Origin of the sequence: Streptomyces sp. NPDC052036 (genome assembly GCF_040680495.1) — a bacterium.
Lineage (GTDB): Bacteria > Actinomycetota > Actinomycetes > Streptomycetales > Streptomycetaceae > Streptomyces.
In genome coordinates this window covers 1-20109 of the sequence record NZ_JBFAWW010000013.1, presented here as the reverse complement: position 1 = coordinate 20109, position 20109 = coordinate 1, and the positions used below count along the sequence as shown (strand labels likewise).

The window sequence follows — 20109 nt, the reverse complement described above, 5'->3', positions numbered from 1 at the left end:
GTCGGCCAGGCGTTCCGACCCGCGGACCGCCGGATCGTTCAGGCGCCCGGGCCGCCCGAGCCGGCTCCCGGGACGATGTGCTGCAGGGCGTCGGTGAGCCGGGTGAGGTCCTGGGGGTCGAGATGGTCCAGGACATGCCGACGCACGCTGGCCAGGTGGGTCGGCCAGGCCTTCTCCAGGCCCGCGAGTCCCTCGTCGGTCAGGACGGCGTTCCAGCCGCGTCCGTCCTCGTCGCACTTTGCGCGCTGGACGAAACCCTGCTTCTCCAGGCGGTTCACCACCCGGGTCATCCCGCTGAGCGACAGATTGCAGACGGTGGCGAGTTCGCTCATGCGCAGATGACCGCCCGGGGCTTCGGAGAGGTGCATGAGGGCCGTGTACTCGGACAGCGGCAACCGCGCGTCGCGGAGCATGTCGGCGTCCACCGCCCGCGGCAGCAACATCATCACCCGGCCCAGCGCACGCACGAACCCTTCCTCGGTCGCACTGAGGGGCGTGAGGGGCGAGGGGGAGCGCTCGGCAGACGGCATGGCGCCGATTGTAGCTGCTTGACAAGTCAAGGATCCCGCGCATCTACTTGCTCACGCAAGTATTTACTTGACGGAGCAAGCGAATGTTCGGATTCAGGAAGCGCAGGGGAAAGACCATGACCAAGATCGGCATCATTCTCGGAAGTACGCGCCCCGGCAGGAACGGAGAGGCCGTCGCCCGCTGGGTGCTGGAGAACGCGAGCCGGCGCACCGACGCGGAGTTCGAACTCGTCGATCTGGCGGACCATAACCTTCCGCTGCTGGACGAGCCCTACCCGCCGTCGCTCGGGCAGTACACGCAGCCGCACACCAAGGCCTGGTCCGAGAAGATCGCCTCCTTCGACGGCTTCATCATCGTCACGCCCGAGTACAACCGCTCGGTGCCCGGCGCCCTGAAGAACGCCATCGACTACCTCTACGCCGAGTGGAACCACAAGGCGGTCGGGTTCGTGGCCTACGGCTCGACCGGAGGCACCCGCGCCGTGGAGCATCTGCGCCTGATCGCCGGTGAGCTGCACATGGCCGATGTGCGGTCCCAGGTGGCGCTGTCCCTGTTCACCGACTTCGAGAACTTCAGCGTCTTCAAGCCCATCGAGGCGCAGCTCGACGCGCTCACCGCGACGATCGACCAGGTCGTCGCCTGGAGCGACGCTCTCGCGCAGCTGCGCACGAAGAACTGACCTCCACGCCCCGAGCGGTGCCCGGACGCCGGTCCGGGCACTGCGGCTCGCTGTCCGCGGGCCCAGGACACCTTCGATCAGGTCGGACTCGGCCACTTCGCGATCAGGGAGGGCCGCACCGGCTGGATGCCGCTCTCGGCCGCCGACGTGAACCTGCGAGCCGTCGCCCGCATCCGTCCCTGATGGCCCGCATCGAGCTGTCCGGCACCGATGTCGCGCCCCTGGCGCGCGACATGACGGCCCCTGAGCGGCCCGCCGGGGCGGCGGACCGTCGACGGCGAGCGCGGTAGTCTCCGGGGTATGCGGATCTCCGTCTCCTCGGACATGGACGAACCGGTCGCCCGCAGCCTCGTCGGGGAACTGCGCGGTCGCGGCCACGAGGTGCTGGTCCACGGTGCCCTGCGACCCGGTGACGACGCCCAGTGGGCGGCGTGCTCGGAGGCGGCGGCCCGAGAGGTCGCCGACGGGACGGCGGACCAGGCCGTCGTGTGCTGCTGGACCGGCACCGGGGCCTCGATCGCCGCGAACAAGGTGCCGGGCGTACGGGCGGCACTGTGCACCGACGCCTACACGGCCGACGGGGCGCGCCGTTGGAACGACGCCAATGTGCTGGCGCTCGGCCTGCGGCTGACGTCCGAGCCGCTGCTCAAGGAGATCCTCGACGCCTGGTTCGCGGCCGAGGCGAGCGGGGACGCCGACGACCGGGAGAACGTGGCCCGGATCGGACGGCTCGACGGCGGCAGGCCGACGCCGTAGCGGACCGGTGCGGCGGTGGCGGGGCGACGGTGGTCGGCTCCCGCCACCGTCCCGGTCAGCGGTCGCCGTTGAGGTAGGTCACGTCCCAGTGCGAGCCCTCACGGGCGTAGACGTTCCCCGCGGGTGACTTGTACTGCCTCGCGCGGTCGCCGGGCCGCGGGCCGACGTAGTGGAACTTGGTGGTGACGTAGGTGTCCACACACGACGTCACATGGATGTCGACCTTGTACCCGTTCCGGTGGCTGTAGGTGCCGGAGGCATGGCCCTGCTCCGTGCCGCCGGTGATGGTCACCGCGCATCCGCTCGCCCGCTTGAAGGCGATCACGCCGGCGACGGTGGTCCGGTTGATCTGCTCGAAGGACGTGCACCGGGAGTTGTTCCGGTCGCTGCATCCGCCCGACGAGGTCCAGCGGATGCCCGCCTGCCGTAACTGCTGAGCGGCGGCCGCCTGGGTGTACTTCGCGGGTGCTGCCGTGACGGAGGGCGCGGTGGCCGCGAGCAGTCCGCCGGCCAGCAGGACGGCGGAGGCGGCGAGTCCGGCGGGGCGGGCCAGGTGTCGGTTCATGGCGGTCGTTCCTCTCGTGAACGGCTCGGTGACTACCTCCGCATCACTGCCCGCACACGCACTTCGGGTGAACTTCCGCAACGGGGGCGTGAGGGGGCATCCAGCGCATTCCGCGTCCCCTCGCGCGCGGCCGGGCGCGCCGCCGCACCGGGCGTCGGCCCACACATCGGCCCCGCCTGGGCGCTCAGCCGCCCGCCACCAGCTCCGGCACCGGCTGCAGCATGGCGTCGTCCGCCCCCGCGCCCGGCCGGTCCTGGCCCCGGTCCCGAACGCTCCACAACCACAGCACATCCCGCCCGAACGACCACATCAGGGACGCCAGCGCACCCGCGACGATCCCCGCCGTCGCGACGTACGGCAGATACCCCGACCCGGCCACCAGCAGCGCGACGCCCTGCAGGGCCGCCACCGTCTTGCGCGCCATGCTCGGCGGCAGCTCGCCGTTCAGCCACGGCAGCACCCGGGCCGCCGCCACGAACACGTACCGCATCCCGCCGATCAGCAGCACCCACGGGCCCAGCGACATCGACACATAGACGCTCAGCACCAGGATCAGGAACGCGTCGACCTCCATGTCGAAGCGCGCGCCCAGCGCGGTCGACGTGCCGGTGCGGCGGGCCACCTTGCCGTCCACGCCGTCCAGGATCAGCGCCACCGCGGTCAGTGCCACGAGCACCGTCACCGGTGGTGAGCTCTCGAAGGAGTCCGCCACCAGCGCCGTGACACCGCCGACCAGCGTGGCTCGGCCGAGCGTCACCCGGTTGGCCGGACCGAAGGAGCGCAGCCGGGAGCGGAGCACGGCGCGGGTGAGGACGGCCCAGGTGGCGAGTGCGAACGCGAGGCCCGTCAGCCAACCGGCCGGGCCCATCCCGATCGCCGTGCCCAGCAAGGTCAGCAGCAGCACCTGCACGCCCGCCCCTACGGTCGTCTCCTGCTGCAACAGCCTCGCGTCGTACATGTGGTTCAGGGCCACCGCTCACCCTCCGGCCAAGTGACAGATTCGATCTTCGCCGCGTACGTTGTGCGCGACTTCTCGTAGTTGCGGTACGTGAAGAGTCGGCCGATCGTTCAGGAGGACGCATATGGATCTCACAGCTCGGGCCTTCTGGCTGCGTTCGCCGGGCCACGGGGAGGTGCGCGACGTCGAGCTTCCGGAGCCCGGTGACGGCGATGTGCTCGTGCGCGCGCTGTACTCGGGCGTCAGCCGCGGCACCGAGACCCTCGTCTTCCGCGGCGGTGTGCCGGAGAGCCAGCATGCCGCCATGCGTGCTCCCTTCCAGGAGGGCGACTTCCCGGCCCCCGTGAAGTATGGCTATCTGAGCGTCGGACAGGTGGAGTACGGGCCCGGTGACCTGGTCGGACGTACCGTCTTCTGCCTGTATCCGCACCAGAGCCGGTATGTGGTCCCGGCCTCGGCCGTCACCGTCGTACCGGACGCCGTGCCCGCCCACCGGGCCGTCCTCGCCGGCACCGTGGAGACCGCCGTCAACGCCGTCTGGGACGCCGGTCCCCTCGTCGGGGACCGGATCGCCGTGGTCGGCGGCGGCATGGTCGGCTGCTCCGTCGCCGCCCTCCTCGTGCGCCATCCCGGGGTCCGCGTCCAGCTCGTGGACGCCGATCCCGCCCGCGCCGAGACCGCCCGCGCGCTCGGGGTGGACTTCGCGCTGCCCGAGGACGCGCTCGGGGAGTGCGATCTCGTCGTCCACGCCAGCGCGACCGAGCAGGGTCTCGTACGGTCCCTGGAACTGCTCGCCCCGGAGGGCACCGTCGTCGAACTCAGTTGGTACGGCGACCGGCGGGTGACCCTGCCGCTCGGCGAGGCGTTCCACTCGCGCCGTCTCACCCTGCGCAGCAGCCAGGTCGGCACCGTCTCGCCGCGCGCCCGCTCCGGACGCACCTACGGCGACCGGATGGCCCTCGCCCTGCGGCTGCTCGCCGACCCCGCCTTCGACGCGCTCGTCACCGGCGAGTCCGCCTTCGACGAGCTCCCCGACGTGCTGCCGCGCCTCGCGCACGGCGATCTCAAGGGGCTGTGCCACCGCATCCGCTACCCCGTCGGCTGAGCCGTCCGCACCGCCGAGTCCCGGCCCCGCAGCCCGAGTTGTCCGGACTCCTGGGAAACCCTCTGGGAATTCGCAGAAAACCTTGCAACAAGGAGAACGGGCAGCTGAACAACGCGCCGGAGCCGGCCGTACTACACAACATGCCCCGACAGGGGGCCAGACGCACCGCACCTGGAGGGTCGTCCGTTGTTCAGCATCACCGTCCGCGATCACCTGATGATCGCCCACAGCTTCCGTGGCGAGGTCTTCGGACCCGCGCAGCGCCTGCACGGGGCGACGTTCCTCGTGGACGCAACGTTCCGCCGCGCCGAGCTGGACGACGACAACATCGTCGTCGACATCGGACTGGCCACGCAGGAGCTGGGCGCTGTGGTGAGCGAGCTCAACTATCGCAACCTCGACAACGAGCCCGACTTCGCGCACACCAACACCTCGACGGAGTTCCTGGCCAAGGTGATCGCGGACCGTCTCGCCGAGCGGATCCACAAGGGAGCGCTGGGCGAGAACGCCCGGGGCATCGCCGCCCTCACCGTCACGCTGCACGAGTCGCACATCGCCTGGGCGAGTTACGAGCGTGCCCTGTGACGGACACGACCATCGACCACGCGTCCCCGGACTCCCGCGGCCGCACGCCCCAGAGCCGGTTGAACTACGTGCCCGTGCAGAACACGGCCCTGAAGAACGCCGACATCATCCCCATGTCCCTGCGCACCGTGCACTTCGTCATGCCGGGCGGCGTCGACGACCCGGCCACCCCCAGCGGCGGCAACGCCTACGACCGCCGCATCTGTCTGGACCTGCCCGGCTTCGGCTGGCAGGTCCAGCAGCACACCGTCGACGGCACCTGGCCCCGGCCCGGGGCCGCCGCCCGCGCGGAACTCGCCCGTACGCTGCGGGACCTGCCCGACGGCACGGTCGTCCTGCTGGACGGCCTGGTCGCCTGCGGTGTCCCCGAGATCATCACCCCCGAGGCCGAACGCCTCTGCCTCGCCGTCCTCGTGCATCTGCCGCTCGGGGACGAGACGGGCCTCGACCCGGCGACCACGGCCGAACTCGACGCCAAGGAGCGCGCCACCCTGCGGGCGGTGTCCGCTGTCGTCGCCACCAGCGACTGGGCCGTGCGCCGGCTCGTCTCCCACCACGGACTCGCCCCCGAACGCGTCCACGCCGCCGCGCCCGGCGCCGACATCGCGCCCCTGGCCCCCGGCACCGACGGCGTCTCACGGCTGCTGTGCGTCGCCGCGGTCACCCCGCGCAAGGGCCAGCACCGGCTGATCGAGGCCCTCGCCACCGTCAAGGACCTGCCGTGGAGCTGCCACTGCGTCGGCGGGCTCGGCAACGACCCCGAGTACGTCGCCCGGCTGCGCGACCTCGTCGACGCCCACGGTCTCGGCGACCGGCTGCACCTCGTCGGACCGCAGTCCGGCGCCGCGCTCGACGCCAGCTACGCCGCAGCCGACCTCATGGTCCTGACCTCGTACGCGGAGACGTACGGCATGGCCGTCACCGAGGCGCTCGCCCGCGGCATCCCGGTCCTCGCCACCGACGTCGGCGGGCTGCCGGAGGCGGTCGGACGCGCACCCGACGGCGGGGTGCCCGGCATCCTCGTACCGCCGGAGGACCCCGCCGCGCTGGCAGCGGAGCTGCGGGGCTGGTTCGGCGAGGCGGACGTACGGCGCCGGCTGAAGGCCGCCGCACGCGGCCGCCGGGCCGCACTGGACGGATGGGCCACCACGGCCCGCAGCCTGGCGGGCGTCCTTGCCAAGCTGCGCCACGAACCCCGGAGGGCGGCATGAGCATGAGTACGACTCCCCCCGGACCCCAGGCGCACCCGACGGCCGCCGAGCCCGCCGCCCTCTCCGGGATACCGTCACCCGGCGGCACCGAGCCCGAAGTCCCCCGGTACGCCCCGCAGTGGCTGCAGCTGCGCGAACCCGCGGACGCGGCGGCCCGGGCGCACGAACTGCTCGACCCGCTGCGGATCCGGCTCGCCCACCGGTCCGGGCGCGCCACCGACCTGGTGGTGCACGACCTGGGCTGCGGCACCGGTTCGATGGGCCGCTGGCTCGCCCCCCTCCTCGACGGCGCCCAGCACTGGATCCTGCACGACCGGGACCCGTATCTGCTGCACTTCGCCACGGTCGGCGCCCCCAAGTCGGCCGCCGACGGCAGCCGCGTCACCGTCACCACCCAGCGCGGCGACATCGGCCGGCTCACCCCGGACGCCCTGGCGGGAGCCTCGCTGGTGACCGCCTCCGCGCTGCTCGACGTCCTCACCGCCGACGAGTTGGAGACGTTCGCCGCGGCCTGCGTCGGCGCCGGCTGCCCGGCGCTGCTCACCCTGTCCGTCGTCGGACGCGTGGAACTGGCCCCCGCGCACCCCATGGACCAGGAGATCGCCGACGCCTTCGACGCCCACCAGCGCCGTGGCGACCTCCTCGGCCCGGACGCGGTCCGTGCGGCCTGCGAGGTCTTCGAGCGGCTGGGCGCGAGCGTACGCGTGCAGCCGAGCCCGTGGCGGCTCGGTGCCGAGCAGGCGGAACTGACCGGGGAATGGCTGCGCGGCTGGGTCGGTGCGGCCGTGGAGCAGCGGCCGGACATCGCGGACCGTGCGGAGACGTATCTCCAGGACCGTCTGGCCGACTGCGCGGCGGGCCGGCTGGACGTGGTCGTGCACCACAGCGACATCCTGGTCCTGCCGCGGCCGGTGGGAGGGGCGGGATGACGGCGCGGACGCTCGCCCCGGGGCGGACGGGGGAGGGGGTCCGGGAGGGCTCGGCCACCGCGGTCCTTCTCCAGGACGCCGCGCCCGCCGTGCCCGGTGACGGCCCGGCGGGCGCGGACGAGACGCCGTCGGCGCGTCGCCGCTCCCTCCCGCGCGCCCTGCGCACGCATCTCGGCACGGTCGCGGGGGCCGCCATCCTCGGCGTGCTCCTGTGGCGGCTCGGCACCGGCGTGTTCCTCGACGGGCTGCGGCGGATCGACGTCCCGACCCTGCTCGTGGGGCTCGGGATCGGCGTGCTGACCACCGTGTTCAGCGCCTGGCGCTGGTGCCGTGTCGCCCGCGCCCTGGACATCCGGCTGCCGCTCGGCGCCGCCGTCGCCGACTACTACCGCGCGCTGTTCCTCAACGCGGCGCTCCCCGGCGGTGTGCTCGGCGATGTGCACCGCGCGGTGCGGCACGGGCAGAGCGCCGGGGACGTCGGCCGCGGTGTGCGCGCCGTGGTCCTGGAGCGCACCGCCGGCCAGGTGGCCCTTGTGGCGGTCGGTGTGCCGGTTCTGCTCACGTTCCCCTCGCCGGTGCTCACGCAGGCTCGCCATGGGGTCGCGCTGTCGGCGCTCGCGACCCTCGGTGTGCTCGCCGTGGTGGCGGCGTCGCGGATGGGCCGGATGGGCCGGGCGGGCCGGCCCTCGCCGCGGTCCCGCGCGCTCAGGGCCACGCTCGCCGAGGCGCGGACCGCGCTGCTGGCCCGGGGCAGTTGGCCCGCGGTGCTGCTCTCGTCGGTGGTCGTGCTCGCCGGGCATCTGCTGATGTTCCTCGTGGCCGCGCGCGCCGCCGGGTCGCACGCGTCCCCGGCCACGCTGCTGCCCCTGGCCCTGCTCGCCCTCATCGCCATGGGGCTGCCGCTGAACGTGGGCGGCTGGGGCCCCCGCGAGGGCGTCACCGCCTGGGCGTTCGGCGCGGCGGGCCTCGGCGCGAACATGGGGCTCGGCGTCGCGGTGGTGTACGGCGTCCTCAGCTTCGTCGCGAGCCTGCCCGGGATCGTCGTACTCCTCGCCCGGTGGTACGCGGGACTGCGGAGCCCGCGCGCGACGACGAACGCGGAGTCCGCCGGGAGGGCCGAGCCGGTGGAGCCGGCCGAGTCCGCCGACGTGGTGGGCCCGTCGGAGGCGTCGAAGGAGCCCCCCGCACGGGGCCCGGAGCGTTCCCCCCACGCGCTCCGTGCCCTTGTGCCCTACGCTCCCTATCCGCGCTCACCCCCCGGGTCGCGGCGCTCGTTGCTGACGCGGCGTCAGGATCGCTGCGTGCCCTCGGGAGCCGTGGCTCCGGTCAGGCCGCTCGCGGCGGACTCCTCCGAGGCGACCAAGGAGAAGTACGGCGCGAAGGAGTCGGCGAGCGCCGCGAGCAAGTGCTTCCCCTTCTCGGCGGAACCCAGCGAAGGACGCCCGATGACACCGGATTCCGTATAGGCCGACATGCCGAGGGTAAGGAGATGCCTGCGGTCGTCGGCGATGAAATCCGTCGTCTCGTAACCGGGCCTGACCAATTCGGGACGGCAGTGCAGAAGAATGGAGGTCTCGATTTCCCCGGCATGCATGTCGCTGAGCAACGAGGTGCGCACACCGGCCCGTTCCCGGGCCGCTTCCCAGTCCTCCGGGGCCGGGAAAAGCGCCATCCGGACACCGCTGTCCGCGGATTCCTGGACGACATTGCCGAGGACGTAATTCCCGCCGTGGCCGTTGACCAGAACCAGGGCCTCGACGCCCGAGCGGCGCAGCGATGCGGCGATGTCCCGTACCACCGCGTGGAGGGTGACCGAGGAAATGCTCACGGTTCCCGGCCAGTCCGCGTGCTCGTGCGAACAGGAGATCGTCACCGGAGGAAGGAGGTGAACCGGATATGCGGCGGCGACCTCGCGCGCGATCGCACACGCGACCAGCGTGTCCGTCGCCAGCGGCAGATAGGGACCGTGCTGTTCGAAGCTGCCCACGGGAAGCACGGCGACCTGGCGGCTCACACCCTCCGCCCGGACCCGTACGTCCCGCGAGGTGTCCGACGGCAGCACATCCGCGCCGCGCCCCGGCGTCCGCCCGGCAACACCCGCGTCATCCGCCGACCGCATCCCAGAAGTTCCCGTATTCCCCGAACCGCTCATGGTTCCACGGCCTTTCGTCTCGTACCGCCTGCGCTTACAGATAGGAATAGATCATGACAGACATCGATGGGGTGCTCGGCGGCAATGCCCACCTCTCGGGAGTCCCCCGAGTGGTGAATGGTCCCTCCTCCGGGGTCACCCGCGTCGTGAATGCCCCCCTGCCGACCAAGTACGGTGATTTCCAGGCCGTCGGCTACCTCGATCACGACCGCGGTGACGAACAAGTCGCCCTGGTGTACGGCGACATCAAGGAAGAGGGCATGCTCGTCCGCCTCCATTCGGAGTGCCTGACGGGGGACGCCTTCGGCTCGACGCACTGCGAGTGCGGGCCCCAACTCTCCACCGCGCTGCGCGAGATCGTGGCCGCCGGACGCGGCATCCTCGTCTATCTGCGCGGCCACGAGGGTCGCGGGATCGGCCTGCTCGCCAAACTGCGCGCGATGAAGCTACAGGCGGAGGGCCTGGACACGGTGGAGGCGAACCTCGCTCTCGGTCTGCCGGTGGACGCGCGGGACTACCGGGTCGCGGCGGAGATCCTGCACGACCTCGGTGTCCGGTCCGTGCGGCTCCTCTCCAACAACCCGCGCAAGCGGGAGGCGCTCCTCAAGCACGGCATCAAGATCGACGAGCAGGTGTCGCTGCTGATACCGCCGTGCGAGAACAACATCACGTATCTGCGCACCAAGCGGGAACGGCTCGACCACTACCTGCCGCACCTCGACGCGGTGGTGCACTCCTCGTGAGCGGGTGCGCGGCGGCCGCCCGGCGCCGGCCGCCGCGCCCGCACACCGGGCGGCGCAGTCTGCACCTGCGGTGGCCCACCCGGCACCCCGGTGGGCCACCGATCCTGACGCCCTGGTGACGTCGGCGCGGATCCCGGAAACAATCAAGGAATGACCGACGACGTCTTACGCCTGAGCAGCGAGCAGATCCATCAACTGCTGGACACCGACCGGGCGATCCGCTGCCAGCGCGCGGCCTTCAGCGCGCTCGGGGACGGCACCGCCGAACTCCCCGGCAAGATCATGCACCCCAGCCGCCACGACGACGGCGTCGTCTTCGCCTACGTCGCCCGCCTCTCCGCGGACACCGGGCCCGTCGCCAAGTTCGGCAGTGTGAACCCGGGCAACGCGGCCGCCGGGCTGCCGACGGTCCATGCGGTGATCAACGCCCTCGACCCGGTGACGGGACAGTTGGTCGCCATCCTGGACGGCACCGCGGTGACCACCCTGCGCACCGCCGCCGCCGGCGCCGTGGCCTTCGATGTCCTGGCCACCGCCGACAGCACGGAACTCGGCCTGCTCGGCGCCGGCACGCAGGCGCTCGCCCACGCACGGGCCGTCGCCCGGGTACGCCCGCTGCGCTCCGTGCGCATCTGGAGCCCCACGCCGGACCGGCGCGCCGGGGCCGCCCGCGCCCTCGCCGCCGAACTCGGCATCCCCGTCAAGGCGGTCGACACGGCGCACGAGGCCGTGACCGGGCTGCCCATGGTCGCCGTCTGCACCCTCAGCCGCACCCCCGTCCTGCGCGGCGCCTGGCTCACCCCCGGATGCACGGTCGTCAGCGTCGGGTCCTTCGAGCCCACGCGCAGCGAGGTCGATCCCGAGACGGTACGGCGGGCCGCGGCCGTGGTCGTGGACGACCCGGACACGGCCCGGAACCACGCGGGTCCGGTCGTGTCCGCGCTGCGCGACCGGCTGCTCGCCCCGGAGGATCTGATCCCGCTGGGCGGTGTGGTCACCGGCCGGCTGGAGGCGCGCAGGAGCACCGACGACATCGTGCTCCACCTCAGCGTCGGGGTGGGCGTCCAGGACGCGGCGGCGGCCTGGGCCGTGATCGACGCCGCCCGTGAGAAGGAGTCCCGCCGATGACCCTGCGTGCGCGTGTCGTCGTCATCGGCGGCGGAGTGATGGGCACCAGCACCGCCTACCATCTGGCCCGCGCGGGTGTCCCCGACGTCGTCCTGGTCGAGCGCGACGAACTCGCCGCCGGCTCCACCTCCCGGGCCGCCGGCGGCGTACGGGCGCAGTTCTCCGACGAACTCAACATCCGGCTCGGGGCGCGCAGCCTGGAGGCGTTCGCCCGGTTCGCCGAGGAACCGGGGCAGGACATCGGGCTCCACCGGGTCGGCTATCTGTTCCTGCTCTCCACCCCCGAGCAGGTCGCCTCCTTCGAGGCCGGGGTGCGGCTGCAGAACTCCCTCGGTGTGCCGAGCCGCATGATCGACCCGGCCGAGGCGCGGCGGCTGTCGCCGGTCATCACCACGGACGGGCTGCTGGCCGCCGCGTACTCGCCCGACGACGGGCACTGCACCCCCGAGTCGGTGGTGCACGGCTATGCGGCGGGGGCCCGCCGGCACGGCGCGAGGATCCTGCGGCACTGCGCGGCCACCGGCATCGAACTGCACGGCGACACCATCACCGCCGTGGTCACCGAGCGGGGCCGTATCGAGACCGACACCGTGATCTGCGCGGCGGGCGCCTGGTCACGGGCCGTCGGCGCCATGGCGGGCGTGGAGCTGCCGGTGGAGCCACTGCGCCGGCAGATCGCCGTCACCGAGGCCGTACCGGACCTGCCGCCCGGACTGCCCATGACCATCGACTTCACCACCAGCTTCTACTTCCACACCGAGGGCCCGGGACTCCTCGTCGGCATGTCCGACCCCGACGAGCGGCCCGGCTTCGCCACCGAGACCCACGACCGCTGGATCCCGGGGTTGTGCGCGGCGATGGAGCAGCGGGCGCCCGCGCTGCTCGACCTGCGCCGCACCGGCGGCTGGGCGGGCCTGTACGAGATCACCCCCGACCACAACGCGCTGATCGGCGAGGCGAGTTCACCCTCCCGCTTCCTCTACGCCACCGGGTTCTCCGGCCATGGCTTCCTCCAGGGGCCGGCCGTCGGCGAGGTCCTGAGGGATCTCTACCTCGGCCGCGTACCCTTCGTCGACATCAGCCCCCTGAGCGTCGATCGGTTCGCCGCCGACGCCCCGCGCCCGGAGGTCAACCTCGTATGACCGCACTCCATCTGTGGCTCCGCCACGAGACCCGCACCACCGAGCGACGCACCCCCCTCGTACCGTCCGACGCCCGACGGCTCATCGACGCGGGAGTGACCGTCACGATCGAGGACTCACCGCAGCGGGTCTTCCCGGCCGGGCAGTACGAGGCGGTGGGCTGCCGCCTCGCCGCGCCCGGGTCCTGGGTGACGGCGCCGCGGGACGCGGTGATCCTCGGCCTCAAGGAACTTCCTGACCAGCCGTCGGAACTGATCCATCGGCATGTCTTCTTCGGGCACGCCTACAAGGGCCAGCCCGGCGCCGCGGCCCTGCTGCGCCGCTTTCGCGCGGGCGGCGGAACACTGCTCGACCTGGAGTACTTGGTGGACGACACCGGGCGCCGGCTTGTGGCGTTCGGGTTCTGGGCCGGTTACGTGGGCGCCGCGCTCACCCTGCTGCACCATCGCGACCGGCTGACCGCCCCGCTGCGGCCCACCTCGAAGGAGGAACTGGACGAGCGGCTGCGCGCGGTCGCGGGCGAGGCGCGGGCCCTGGTGATCGGCGCGCTGGGGCGCAGCGGGCGCGGCGCGAGGACCGCCCTGGCGGCGGCCGGGGTCGACCCCACCTGCTGGGACCTGGCCGAGACCCGCGATCTGGACCGCCCGGCCCTGCTGGACCACGAGCTGATGGTCAACACCGTGCTCACCACGAGCCCGGTGCCCCCGTTCCTGACGGACAAGGACCTCGACGAACCCGGCCGCGGGCTGCGCACCGTGTGCGACGTGACGGCCGACGTGGGGTCGCCGCTGAACCTCCTGCCCGTCTACGACACCCCGACCGACTGGGAGCACCCGGTACGCAGGCTGCGCGAGGAGCCCGTCCTCGACCTCATCGCGATCGACAACCTGCCGTCCCTGCTGCCACTGGAGGCGAGCACGGACTTCTCGGCGGCGCTGACCCCGCTGCTGGCGGACTTCGAGGTGGGCGGCGCCTGGGGGCGCTGCCGGGAACGTTTCGACACGGCGGTCCGGGGACTCCGGTCCGGGGAAGGGGAGTCGATCGATGTCTGAACCCATGGAGGCAGCTGTCCCGGCAAGCGGCACGGTGCACTGGATCGGCGCGGGCCTGTCCACGGGCAGCGGGCTCGCGGCGGTCTGCGACACCGCCGCACGGGTCCGGCTGTGGCACCGGACCGAGGAGCGCGCCGCGCAGGCCCTGGCCGGGCTGGGCCTCGCGGGACGTGCCGAACCGCGTGCGTTCACCCTGCCCGCGCTGGCGGCGGAGCTGACGCCGGGCGATGTGGTCGTCTCCATGCTCCCGGCACCCGAACACGCGGCCCTGCTACGGGTCTGCGTCGAACGGCGGGCCCACTTCGCCTGCTCCAGCTATGTCTCCGACGCGGTCCTCGACCTGGTGCCCGAGGCCGCCGCGGCCGGGCTCGTGGTGCTGACCGAGGCGGGCCTGGACCCGGGCATCGACCACCTCTTCGCGCACAGCCTGATCGCCCGCGCCCAGGAGGAGATCGGCCCCGGCACCCCCGCGGAGGTGAGCCTCACCTCGTACTGCGGCGGCATCCCGGCGGTCCCGAACGACTTCCGGTACCGCTTCAGCTGGGCGCCCGTCGGCGTCCTCAACGCGCTGCGCTCACCGGCGCGTTATATCGAGGACGGCGCCGAGACCACCGCGGCCCGGCCCTGGGAGGCGACCCGCCCCCATGTCATCGACGGCGAGACCTTCGAGGTCTACCCGAACCGCGACAGCGTGCCCTTCGTCGCCCAGTACGGTCTGCCGCCCGCCTGGAAGCCGGTGACCTTCGTCCGCGGCACCCTGCGCCTGGACGGCTGGCTGCGCGCCTGGGACCGGGTGTTCGAGGAGCTGAAGGCGGGCGACGACGCGGCGATCGCGGCCCTGGCCGGCGAACTCGCTGCCACCTACCCCACGACGGACGAGGACCGCGACCGGGTCGTCCTCGCCGTGTCCCTGGAGGTACGGGCCGGCTCGCGCGTGACCTGGTCGGGCCGCTACCTGCTGGACCTTGAGGGGACGAAGGAGGAGAGCGCGATGGCTCGCTGTGTCTCCCGCCCGCTGGCCCTGGGCGTGCGCCAGGTCCTCGCCGACGCCCTGCCGGCGGGGCTCAACCGGGCGGCCGAGACGGCCCGGCGGTCCGAGGAGTGGCTCGCGGAACTGGCCGGGGAGGGGCTGGAGTTCAGCCTGACGACCAGCGCGTGAGCAGCGGGGCGTCAAGCCCCGGGGGAGGGGCGGCCGGATCGCCGCCCCTCGACTCGGCCGGGCGGGCGCCGAGCGCGGTCAGTCCGTCAACGCCTCGTGCACCAGCCGCTTCAGCTCCGGGTAGACCGTGTGCGAGCCCGTCGGGCGCAGCTGGGTCAGGAACTGGACCGTCAGGTCGTGCTCCGTGTCGACCCAGAACGTCGTGGTGGCCACCCCGCTCCAGCCGAACGAGCCCCGGACCGTGGGCGACCGGGTGGCCGCGGGATCCGTGACGACGGAGACGCCGAGCCCGAACCCGAGGCCCGACTTGCCGGGTTCGCGATGCACCGGACTGCCGTAGGAGTGCAGGTCGGCGCCATCGGGGAGATGGTTGGAGGTCATCGCGGCGACCGTCTCGGCGCTCAGCAGACGGGTGCCGTCCAGTTCACCGCGGCGGCGGAGGAACTCCATGAAACGGTGGTAGTCGTGTGCCGACGCGACCATGCCACCGCTGCCGGAGAGCAGCCGCGGCCGGCCGTGCACGGGCAGGCCCGGCACCGGGGTGATCCCGCCCTGCTGCGTCTCGCCGTACAGCTCCGCGAGCCGTGGCGCCTGCTCCTCGGTGACCCACAGGCCCGCGTCCACCATGCCCAGCGGGGCGAAGACCCGCTCCGTCAGAAAGGCGGCCAGGTCCCGGCCCGAGGCCACCTCCACGAGCCGGCCGAGCACATTGGTCGCCACCGAGTAGTTCCACTGGGTGCCCGGCTCGAACTGCAGGGGCAGTCGGGCGTATGCCTCACAGGTCTCGGCGAGATCCGTGCCGGGCACCACGGACGACTCGATGCCCGCCTCCCGGTACAGGGCGTCCACGGGATGCGCGTGGTAGAAGCCGAACGTCAGCCCCGCCGTGTGGGTGAGCAGATGGCGGACCAGGATGGGCCGCTCGGCCGGGCGGGTCCGCAGATCCGCGCCGGAGCCGTCGACGTGGACCCGCGGCTCGGCGAAGGCCGGCAGGAAGTCCGCGACGGGCGTGTCGAGCCCGAAACGGCCCTCCTCCATGAGGATCAGCGCGGCGACCGAGGTGACCGGCTTGGTCATCGAGTACATCCGCCACAGCGTGTCCGTCTCGACCGGGAGCCCCTCCCGCACATCGCGGTGCCCGTACAGGGTGAGGTGCGCCGTGCGGCCGTGCCGTGAGACGGCCACCAGGAAGCCGGGCAGCCTCCCGGCGTCGACCTGGTGCGCGAAGTGCTGGTCGAGGCGGGCCAGCGCCTTCGGGTCGAGACCGACCTCTCCCGGCTCCACCTCTTGACGCAGCTGTCCCATCGTTCTCCTCCGGTCCGTCCCGGTGCCGTCCCGGGTTTCCGGCTCCAACATGTCACGGCCCTACGCGGATCCGGACCGATCCCCGGGCCGCTGCGATCCGGATCACGGCGGGGTGTGCACCGGGGAATGCGCCGCTCGGTCGGGGCGGTTGACGCGGGTATGACTCAGGACGCCACGCAGAACGCGCTGCTCGCGCTGCTCTCCGAAGGTCACGGCGGGGTGCTGGTCACCCTCAAGCGCGACGGCCGGCCCCAGCTGTCGAACGTCAGCCACGCCTACGATCCCGAGGAACACATCATCCGGGTCTCGCTCACGGACGACCGCGTCAAGACCCGCAATCTGCGCCGGGACCCCCGGGCCTCGTACCACGTGACCAGCCCCGACCGGTGGGCGTACACGGTCGCCGAGGGCACCGCCGAGCTGTCGCCGGTCGCGCTGGACCCGTACGACCGGACGGTGGAGGAGCTGGTACGGCTCTACCGCGACGTCGTCGGCGAGCACCCCGACTGGGACGACTACCGCGCCGCCATGGTCCGCGACCGCCGCCTGGTCCTGCGACTGCGCGTCGAGCGGGCCTACGGCATTCCCCGAAGCTAGTGCTGCGACCGGAAAGGTTCACCGGCTCGCGGCTCCCCCCGCCTGGTGGCTGGGAGGTGCCCCCAGGCACGGCGCCTCGCCGCGTTGTCGCAATCACCCGCGTACATCCAGTACGCGGGCGGCGCTCCGCCTTGCGATGCTCCCCCACTGCCGGAAAGGCGTGGGGGCACCCCCAGTACCGGACGCCGCGAGCTTCCCGGCAGACCTCTCCGGCCACAGCACTAGACGGAACTGTCCAGGCCGCCGCCCAGGGGCCCGGATCCGAGGGAACCGTCCTCGGTGCGGGCCTCGATCGCCCGCAGGACGGCCACCATGTCCTCGGACCCGTGCCCCAGCGTCACGGTCTCGTCGAACAGGGTGTGGCAGACGTCGAGGAGCGGTGAGGCGAGTCCGGCCGCACGGGCGGCCTCGGCGACCAGCCGGTTGTTCTTCAGGACGTCATGGGCCGCCGCCTGCACGGCGAAGTCGCGGGCCAGCAGCTTGGGCGCCTTCATCCGGGAGACCGCGCTGGCCATGGGCCCCGCGTCCAGGACGTCCAGGAAGAGCTTGCGGTCCAGACCGTGCCGGTCGGCGAAGTGATAGGCCTCCGACAGACCGGTCACGAGGGTGATCAGGAACAGATTGACCGACAGCTTCATCACCAGGGCGTTCGGCGCCGCGCCGCAGAGGAACGTCTCGCGGCACATGGGCGCGAGCAGCGGCCGTACGACGTCCACCGCCGCCGTGTCCCCGGCCAGCATCGCCACCAGCTGCCCGTTCTCCGCCGGGACCCGCGACCCGGAGACGGGCGCCTCCACATAGCGCCCGCCCGCGGCCCGTACCTCGGCCTCCAGGTCCCGTGAGTACCCGGGCGAGGTCGTGCCCATGTGCACGACGACGCGGTCGGCGACGCGCGCGGCGAAGTCCGGGGTGCCGCGGCCCAGGGTGGTGTCGATCGCGAGGTCGTCGGCGAGCATGAGGATCACGACCTCCGCCCGCGCGAACACCTCGTCGGGGCCCGCCGCCACCTCGGCTCCGGCCACGCGCAGCGGCTCGGTGCGCGCGGGGGTGCGGTTCCACACCACCAGGGGAGTGCCGGACCGAGCCAGGCGCAGCGCCATGGGCTGCCCCATGACCCCGAGACCGATGAAGCCGATGTACACGATGGACCGCCTTCCGCTCCGGACCCCCGGCCTATGACGGCGGTCATAGTAGCCAGGTTTATGACGCCGGTCATAGGGTGAGCGGGAAACACGGTGTCCAGCCCGGGAGGTCGACGATGGCGGCGTCCGAGCGCGGGCCGCGGGAGCGGATGGTCTTCAGCGCGGCCCAGTTGATCCGGCGCGACGGCGTCACGGCGACCGGTATGCGCGACGTCGCCGCCCATGCGGGGGCTCCGCGCGGCTCGCTCCAGCACTACTTCCCCGGCGGCAAGGAGCAGCTCGTCAACGAGGCCGTGGACTGGGCGGGCCGGTACGCGGCCGGGCGAGTCGGGCGCTTCCTCGCCCAGTTGCCCGAGCCGACGCCGAGCGCGCTGTTCGCCGCGATGGTGCGGCAGTGGACGGAGGAGTACGCGTCGTCGGGGTTCGCGGGGGGCTGCCCCGTCGCCGCGGCGGCCGTGGACTGCGCTCAGACCGCCGACTCCACACGGACGGCGGCCGCGGCGGCGTTCGCCCGCTGGATCCGCCCGGTGGCCGACGCCCTCGCGGACATGGGCGTCCCGGCGGACCGGACCGAGCCGCTCGCCACGCTCATGATCAGCGCGCTGGAAGGGGCCCTCCTGATCGCCCGGACCGAACGGGACGTACGCGCCCTGACGACCGTCGTAAGGGAACTGGGGCCCCTCCTCGACGCGAGCGTCGCAGGGCCGGTACCGGGCGGCTGACGTGGTCCTACGCCCTGCGACGCAGGACGCATGGCCGATGGCCCGGCGATCACCGCGCTCCTAGGCTGACGAAGGGGCCCGCTCGCGGTGCCCACCCCCGCGACCCGCCGTTCGTATCCCCGTGAGGAGAACCGTCGTGCCCTTCGACGCCCGCAGTCACCTCAGGATCGCCCGTCCCTCCCGGGATCTGGCCGCGGCCGAGCGGTTCTGGGCCGAGGGGCTCGGGCTGTCGGTGGTGTACCGGGCCGAGGCGGGCCCGGAGCGGGGTGAGCACGACCTGCTCATGCTCGGCCTGCCCGAGGCCGGCTGGCACCTGGAACTCGTCCACGAGGCCGGCCGACCGGTCGAACCCCGACCCACCGAGGAGGACCTCGTCGTCCTCTACCTCGACGAGCCGGTCCCCGACGAACTGGTCGCCCGGCTGGAGGAGTACGGCGGCAGACGGGTGCTCTCGCCCAACCCGTACTGGAACGAGTGGGGCGTCACGATCGAGGACCCCGACAGCTACCGGCTGGTGCTCTGCCGACGCGGCTGGTCCAACGGATAGGTCCCGCTATGCCCGGTCGTCCGGCCGCGGTGCGACCCCGGCGGTGTATCCGCCCACCGCGCCGATGCCCAGCCCCCGCTCGGGCTTCCCGCGATCGACACCGGACTTGCGCGTGTCCTGCACCTCGACGACGGCGAACGCCAGTACCTGTACGACCTCGCCCGCCGTGCCCCCGCACCCGCTGCGGCCCGCCGCCGCGCTCCCGCCAGGCGCCTGCGGCCCGCACTGCAGTACATGCTGGACGCCATCAGCGATGCGCCCGCCTGGATCGGGGGTTGAGGAACATCGGAACGAAAACCGGCGCTAAGCCTCTGGAGGGCTGGAGAGCGCTTTGACCTGGGGTTCGGCGGGGGCGGAGCCTTCGGTAGTCGTGTTGATCACTGACTGTCTGGAGGTCCGGGGTGCCGGTCGAGTTTCTGACGGATGAGCAAGCCGCGAAGTATGCGGCGTACGACGGGGCGCCGTCCCGTACGGAGTTGGAGCGGTTCTTCTTCCTGGATGACGTGGACCGGGCGTTGATCGAGCCGAAGCGGCGGGCCCACAACCGGCTCGGGTTCGCGGTGCAGATGACCACGGTGCGGTTCCTTGGGGTGTTCCTGGACGATCCGACGGACGTGCCGGCGGGGGTGGTCGACTACCTCGCCGAGCAGTTGGGCGTCGCGGACGCGTCGGCGTTGAAGGCGTACGGCGAGCGGGAGAACACCCGGCTTGATCACGTCCGTGAGCTGCGGCGGGTCCTGGAGTACACGGAGTTCGCCGAGTCGGAGGCGGAGCTGCGGGCGTGGGTGGATGCGCGGGCGTGGACGACCGGGGAGGGCCCGAAGGCGCTGTTCGACGCGGCGGCGGGGTGGCTGCGTGAGCGGCGGGTGCTGCTGCCCGGGGTGACGACGCTGGCCCGGCTGGTGGCCGCGGTGAGGGAGGCGGCGAACCAGCGGCTGTGGGACACCCTCTACGGGCTGCTGAGCACGGGGAAGCGTGGGAGCAGGCCAAGCCCACCGTGCTCGCCTCGCTCAACCTGCCCGCCGGGGCGGGGGAGCACCTGGCGGCTCGGGCCGCGCTGCTGGACGGCACCTACCGCGAGGTCGCCGCGCGGGTGCCGGC

General features: G+C 72.6%; 21 protein-coding genes and 1 pseudogene. 16 read left to right on the top strand and 6 right to left on the bottom strand.

Features of this window, described 5'->3' with window-relative positions:
* Nucleotides 1-38: 38 nt before the first annotated feature.
* Nucleotides 39-530 carry a MarR family transcriptional regulator gene (locus tag AB0L95_RS19395; protein WP_365162891.1) on the bottom strand — a complete coding sequence of 164 codons (492 nt, stop codon included), beginning with the start codon at nt 528-530 and terminating at the stop codon, nt 39-41.
* Between the two features lie 116 nt (nt 531-646).
* Between AB0L95_RS19395 and AB0L95_RS19390 the strand changes: the two genes are divergently transcribed.
* Nucleotides 647-1210: an NAD(P)H-dependent oxidoreductase gene (locus tag AB0L95_RS19390; protein WP_355911080.1), complete on the top strand. Its 564-nt coding sequence runs from the start codon at nt 647-649 to the stop codon at nt 1208-1210.
* A 300-nt stretch (nt 1211-1510) separates the two neighbouring features.
* Complete coding sequence (locus tag AB0L95_RS19385) at nt 1511-1966, top strand: RpiB/LacA/LacB family sugar-phosphate isomerase (protein ID WP_365162890.1); 456 nt, start codon at nt 1511-1513, stop codon at nt 1964-1966.
* A gap of 55 nt (nt 1967-2021) precedes the next feature.
* Here the strand turns inward: AB0L95_RS19385 and AB0L95_RS19380 are convergent, their stop codons facing one another.
* Nucleotides 2022-2531, bottom strand: a complete 510-nt coding sequence (locus AB0L95_RS19380; protein ID WP_365162889.1) for a hypothetical protein — start codon at nt 2529-2531, stop codon at nt 2022-2024.
* A 184-nt stretch (nt 2532-2715) separates the two neighbouring features.
* Nucleotides 2716-3504: a CDP-alcohol phosphatidyltransferase family protein gene (locus AB0L95_RS19375; RefSeq protein ID WP_365162888.1), complete on the bottom strand. Its 789-nt coding sequence runs from the start codon at nt 3502-3504 to the stop codon at nt 2716-2718.
* A gap of 109 nt (nt 3505-3613) precedes the next feature.
* On the opposite strand from AB0L95_RS19375, the gene AB0L95_RS19370 reads away from it, so the two are divergent.
* The 5 genes and pseudogenes from AB0L95_RS19370 to AB0L95_RS19350 all read left to right on the top strand — a co-directional run.
* Entirely contained in the window at nt 3614-4594 is a 981-nt protein-coding gene (locus AB0L95_RS19370; protein WP_365162887.1) for an NAD(P)-binding protein, read from the top strand.
* A gap of 186 nt (nt 4595-4780) precedes the next feature.
* Complete coding sequence (locus AB0L95_RS19365; RefSeq protein ID WP_365162886.1) at nt 4781-5179, top strand: 6-carboxytetrahydropterin synthase; 399 nt, start codon at nt 4781-4783, stop codon at nt 5177-5179.
* 11 nt (nt 5180-5190) lie between these two features.
* Nucleotides 5191-6390 (top strand): glycosyltransferase family 4 protein, encoded by a 1200-nt coding sequence (locus AB0L95_RS19360; protein WP_365163132.1) that lies wholly within the window; start codon nt 5191-5193, stop codon nt 6388-6390.
* On the top strand, nt 6387-7319 hold the full coding sequence (locus AB0L95_RS19355; protein WP_365162885.1) for a class I SAM-dependent methyltransferase: 933 nt from the start codon (nt 6387-6389) through the stop codon (nt 7317-7319). The genes AB0L95_RS19360 and AB0L95_RS19355 overlap by 4 nt, the downstream gene beginning before the upstream one ends.
* Nucleotides 7316-8344: pseudogene (locus tag AB0L95_RS19350) on the top strand (lysylphosphatidylglycerol synthase transmembrane domain-containing protein); the annotation flags it as partial. The gene AB0L95_RS19355 and the pseudogene AB0L95_RS19350, both read left to right, overlap by 4 nt.
* Nucleotides 8345-8607: 263 nt before the next feature.
* On the opposite strand, the gene AB0L95_RS19345 reads toward AB0L95_RS19350, so the two are convergent.
* Entirely contained in the window at nt 8608-9438 is an 831-nt protein-coding gene (locus AB0L95_RS19345; protein ID WP_365162884.1) for a creatininase family protein, read from the bottom strand.
* Between the two features lie 86 nt (nt 9439-9524).
* Between AB0L95_RS19345 and ribA the strand changes: the two genes are divergently transcribed.
* From ribA to AB0L95_RS19320, 5 genes are all read left to right on the top strand, one after another.
* Nucleotides 9525-10214, top strand: a complete 690-nt coding sequence (gene ribA / locus AB0L95_RS19340; RefSeq protein WP_365162883.1) for a GTP cyclohydrolase II — start codon at nt 9525-9527, stop codon at nt 10212-10214.
* A gap of 150 nt (nt 10215-10364) precedes the next feature.
* Complete coding sequence (locus AB0L95_RS19335) at nt 10365-11342, top strand: ornithine cyclodeaminase family protein (RefSeq protein ID WP_365162882.1); 978 nt, start codon at nt 10365-10367, stop codon at nt 11340-11342.
* Complete coding sequence (locus tag AB0L95_RS19330; protein WP_365162881.1) at nt 11339-12484, top strand: FAD-binding oxidoreductase; 1146 nt, start codon at nt 11339-11341, stop codon at nt 12482-12484. Before AB0L95_RS19335 ends, AB0L95_RS19330 begins: the two co-directional genes overlap by 4 nt.
* Nucleotides 12481-13536: a saccharopine dehydrogenase gene (locus AB0L95_RS19325; protein ID WP_365162880.1), complete on the top strand. Its 1056-nt coding sequence runs from the start codon at nt 12481-12483 to the stop codon at nt 13534-13536. The genes AB0L95_RS19330 and AB0L95_RS19325 overlap by 4 nt, the downstream gene beginning before the upstream one ends.
* Nucleotides 13537-13540: 4 nt before the next feature.
* Nucleotides 13541-14695, top strand: a complete 1155-nt coding sequence (locus AB0L95_RS19320; RefSeq protein WP_365163130.1) for a saccharopine dehydrogenase family protein — start codon at nt 13541-13543, stop codon at nt 14693-14695.
* 78 nt (nt 14696-14773) lie between these two features.
* Here AB0L95_RS19320 and AB0L95_RS19315 read toward each other — a convergent pair whose 3' ends face one another.
* The gene (locus tag AB0L95_RS19315) at nt 14774-16000 is read right to left on the bottom strand and encodes a serine hydrolase domain-containing protein (protein ID WP_365162879.1); all 1227 of its coding nucleotides are present in this window, start codon (nt 15998-16000) and stop codon (nt 14774-14776) included.
* A 159-nt stretch (nt 16001-16159) separates the two neighbouring features.
* Between AB0L95_RS19315 and AB0L95_RS19310 the strand changes: the two genes are divergently transcribed.
* Nucleotides 16160-16597, top strand: a complete 438-nt coding sequence (locus AB0L95_RS19310; protein ID WP_365162878.1) for a PPOX class F420-dependent oxidoreductase — start codon at nt 16160-16162, stop codon at nt 16595-16597.
* Between the two features lie 221 nt (nt 16598-16818).
* Here AB0L95_RS19310 and AB0L95_RS19305 read toward each other — a convergent pair whose 3' ends face one another.
* Nucleotides 16819-17739, bottom strand: a complete 921-nt coding sequence (locus tag AB0L95_RS19305; protein ID WP_365162877.1) for an NAD(P)-dependent oxidoreductase — start codon at nt 17737-17739, stop codon at nt 16819-16821.
* Between the two features lie 116 nt (nt 17740-17855).
* Between AB0L95_RS19305 and AB0L95_RS19300 the strand changes: the two genes are divergently transcribed.
* The 3 genes from AB0L95_RS19300 to AB0L95_RS19290 all read left to right on the top strand — a co-directional run.
* Nucleotides 17856-18461 carry a TetR/AcrR family transcriptional regulator gene (locus AB0L95_RS19300; protein ID WP_365162876.1) on the top strand — a complete coding sequence of 202 codons (606 nt, stop codon included), beginning with the start codon at nt 17856-17858 and terminating at the stop codon, nt 18459-18461.
* Nucleotides 18462-18597: 136 nt separating this feature from the next.
* Complete coding sequence (locus tag AB0L95_RS19295) at nt 18598-19008, top strand: VOC family protein (protein ID WP_365162875.1); 411 nt, start codon at nt 18598-18600, stop codon at nt 19006-19008.
* A gap of 401 nt (nt 19009-19409) precedes the next feature.
* A partial coding sequence (locus AB0L95_RS19290; protein ID WP_365162874.1) for a DUF4158 domain-containing protein occupies nt 19410-20109 on the top strand: 700 nt, incomplete at its 3' end.

Bases quoted from the DNA above. Each gene is read 5' to 3' on its own strand.
- AB0L95_RS19300 (WP_365162876.1), top strand. From the start codon at position 17,856: ATGGCGGCGTCCGAGCGCGGGCCGCGGGAGCGGATGGTCTTCAGCGCG.
- AB0L95_RS19390 (WP_355911080.1), top strand. From the start codon at position 647: ATGACCAAGATCGGCATCATTCTCGGAAGTACGCGCCCCGGCAGGAAC.
- AB0L95_RS19320 (WP_365163130.1), top strand. From the start codon at position 13,541: ATGGAGGCAGCTGTCCCGGCAAGCGGCACGGTGCACTGGATCGGCGCG.
- AB0L95_RS19325 (WP_365162880.1), top strand. From the start codon at position 12,481: ATGACCGCACTCCATCTGTGGCTCCGCCACGAGACCCGCACCACCGAG.
- AB0L95_RS19310 (WP_365162878.1), top strand. From the start codon at position 16,160: ATGACTCAGGACGCCACGCAGAACGCGCTGCTCGCGCTGCTCTCCGAA.
- AB0L95_RS19330 (WP_365162881.1), top strand. From the start codon at position 11,339: ATGACCCTGCGTGCGCGTGTCGTCGTCATCGGCGGCGGAGTGATGGGC.
- AB0L95_RS19380 (WP_365162889.1), bottom strand. From the start codon at position 2,531: ATGAACCGACACCTGGCCCGCCCCGCCGGACTCGCCGCCTCCGCCGTC.
- AB0L95_RS19315 (WP_365162879.1), bottom strand. From the start codon at position 16,000: ATGGGACAGCTGCGTCAAGAGGTGGAGCCGGGAGAGGTCGGTCTCGAC.
- ribA (WP_365162883.1), top strand. From the start codon at position 9,525: ATGACAGACATCGATGGGGTGCTCGGCGGCAATGCCCACCTCTCGGGA.
- AB0L95_RS19355 (WP_365162885.1), top strand. From the start codon at position 6,387: ATGAGCATGAGTACGACTCCCCCCGGACCCCAGGCGCACCCGACGGCC.
- AB0L95_RS19395 (WP_365162891.1), bottom strand. From the start codon at position 530: ATGCCGTCTGCCGAGCGCTCCCCCTCGCCCCTCACGCCCCTCAGTGCG.
- AB0L95_RS19345 (WP_365162884.1), bottom strand. From the start codon at position 9,438: ATGCGGTCGGCGGATGACGCGGGTGTTGCCGGGCGGACGCCGGGGCGC.
- AB0L95_RS19335 (WP_365162882.1), top strand. From the start codon at position 10,365: ATGACCGACGACGTCTTACGCCTGAGCAGCGAGCAGATCCATCAACTG.
- AB0L95_RS19385 (WP_365162890.1), top strand. From the start codon at position 1,511: ATGCGGATCTCCGTCTCCTCGGACATGGACGAACCGGTCGCCCGCAGC.
- AB0L95_RS19370 (WP_365162887.1), top strand. From the start codon at position 3,614: ATGGATCTCACAGCTCGGGCCTTCTGGCTGCGTTCGCCGGGCCACGGG.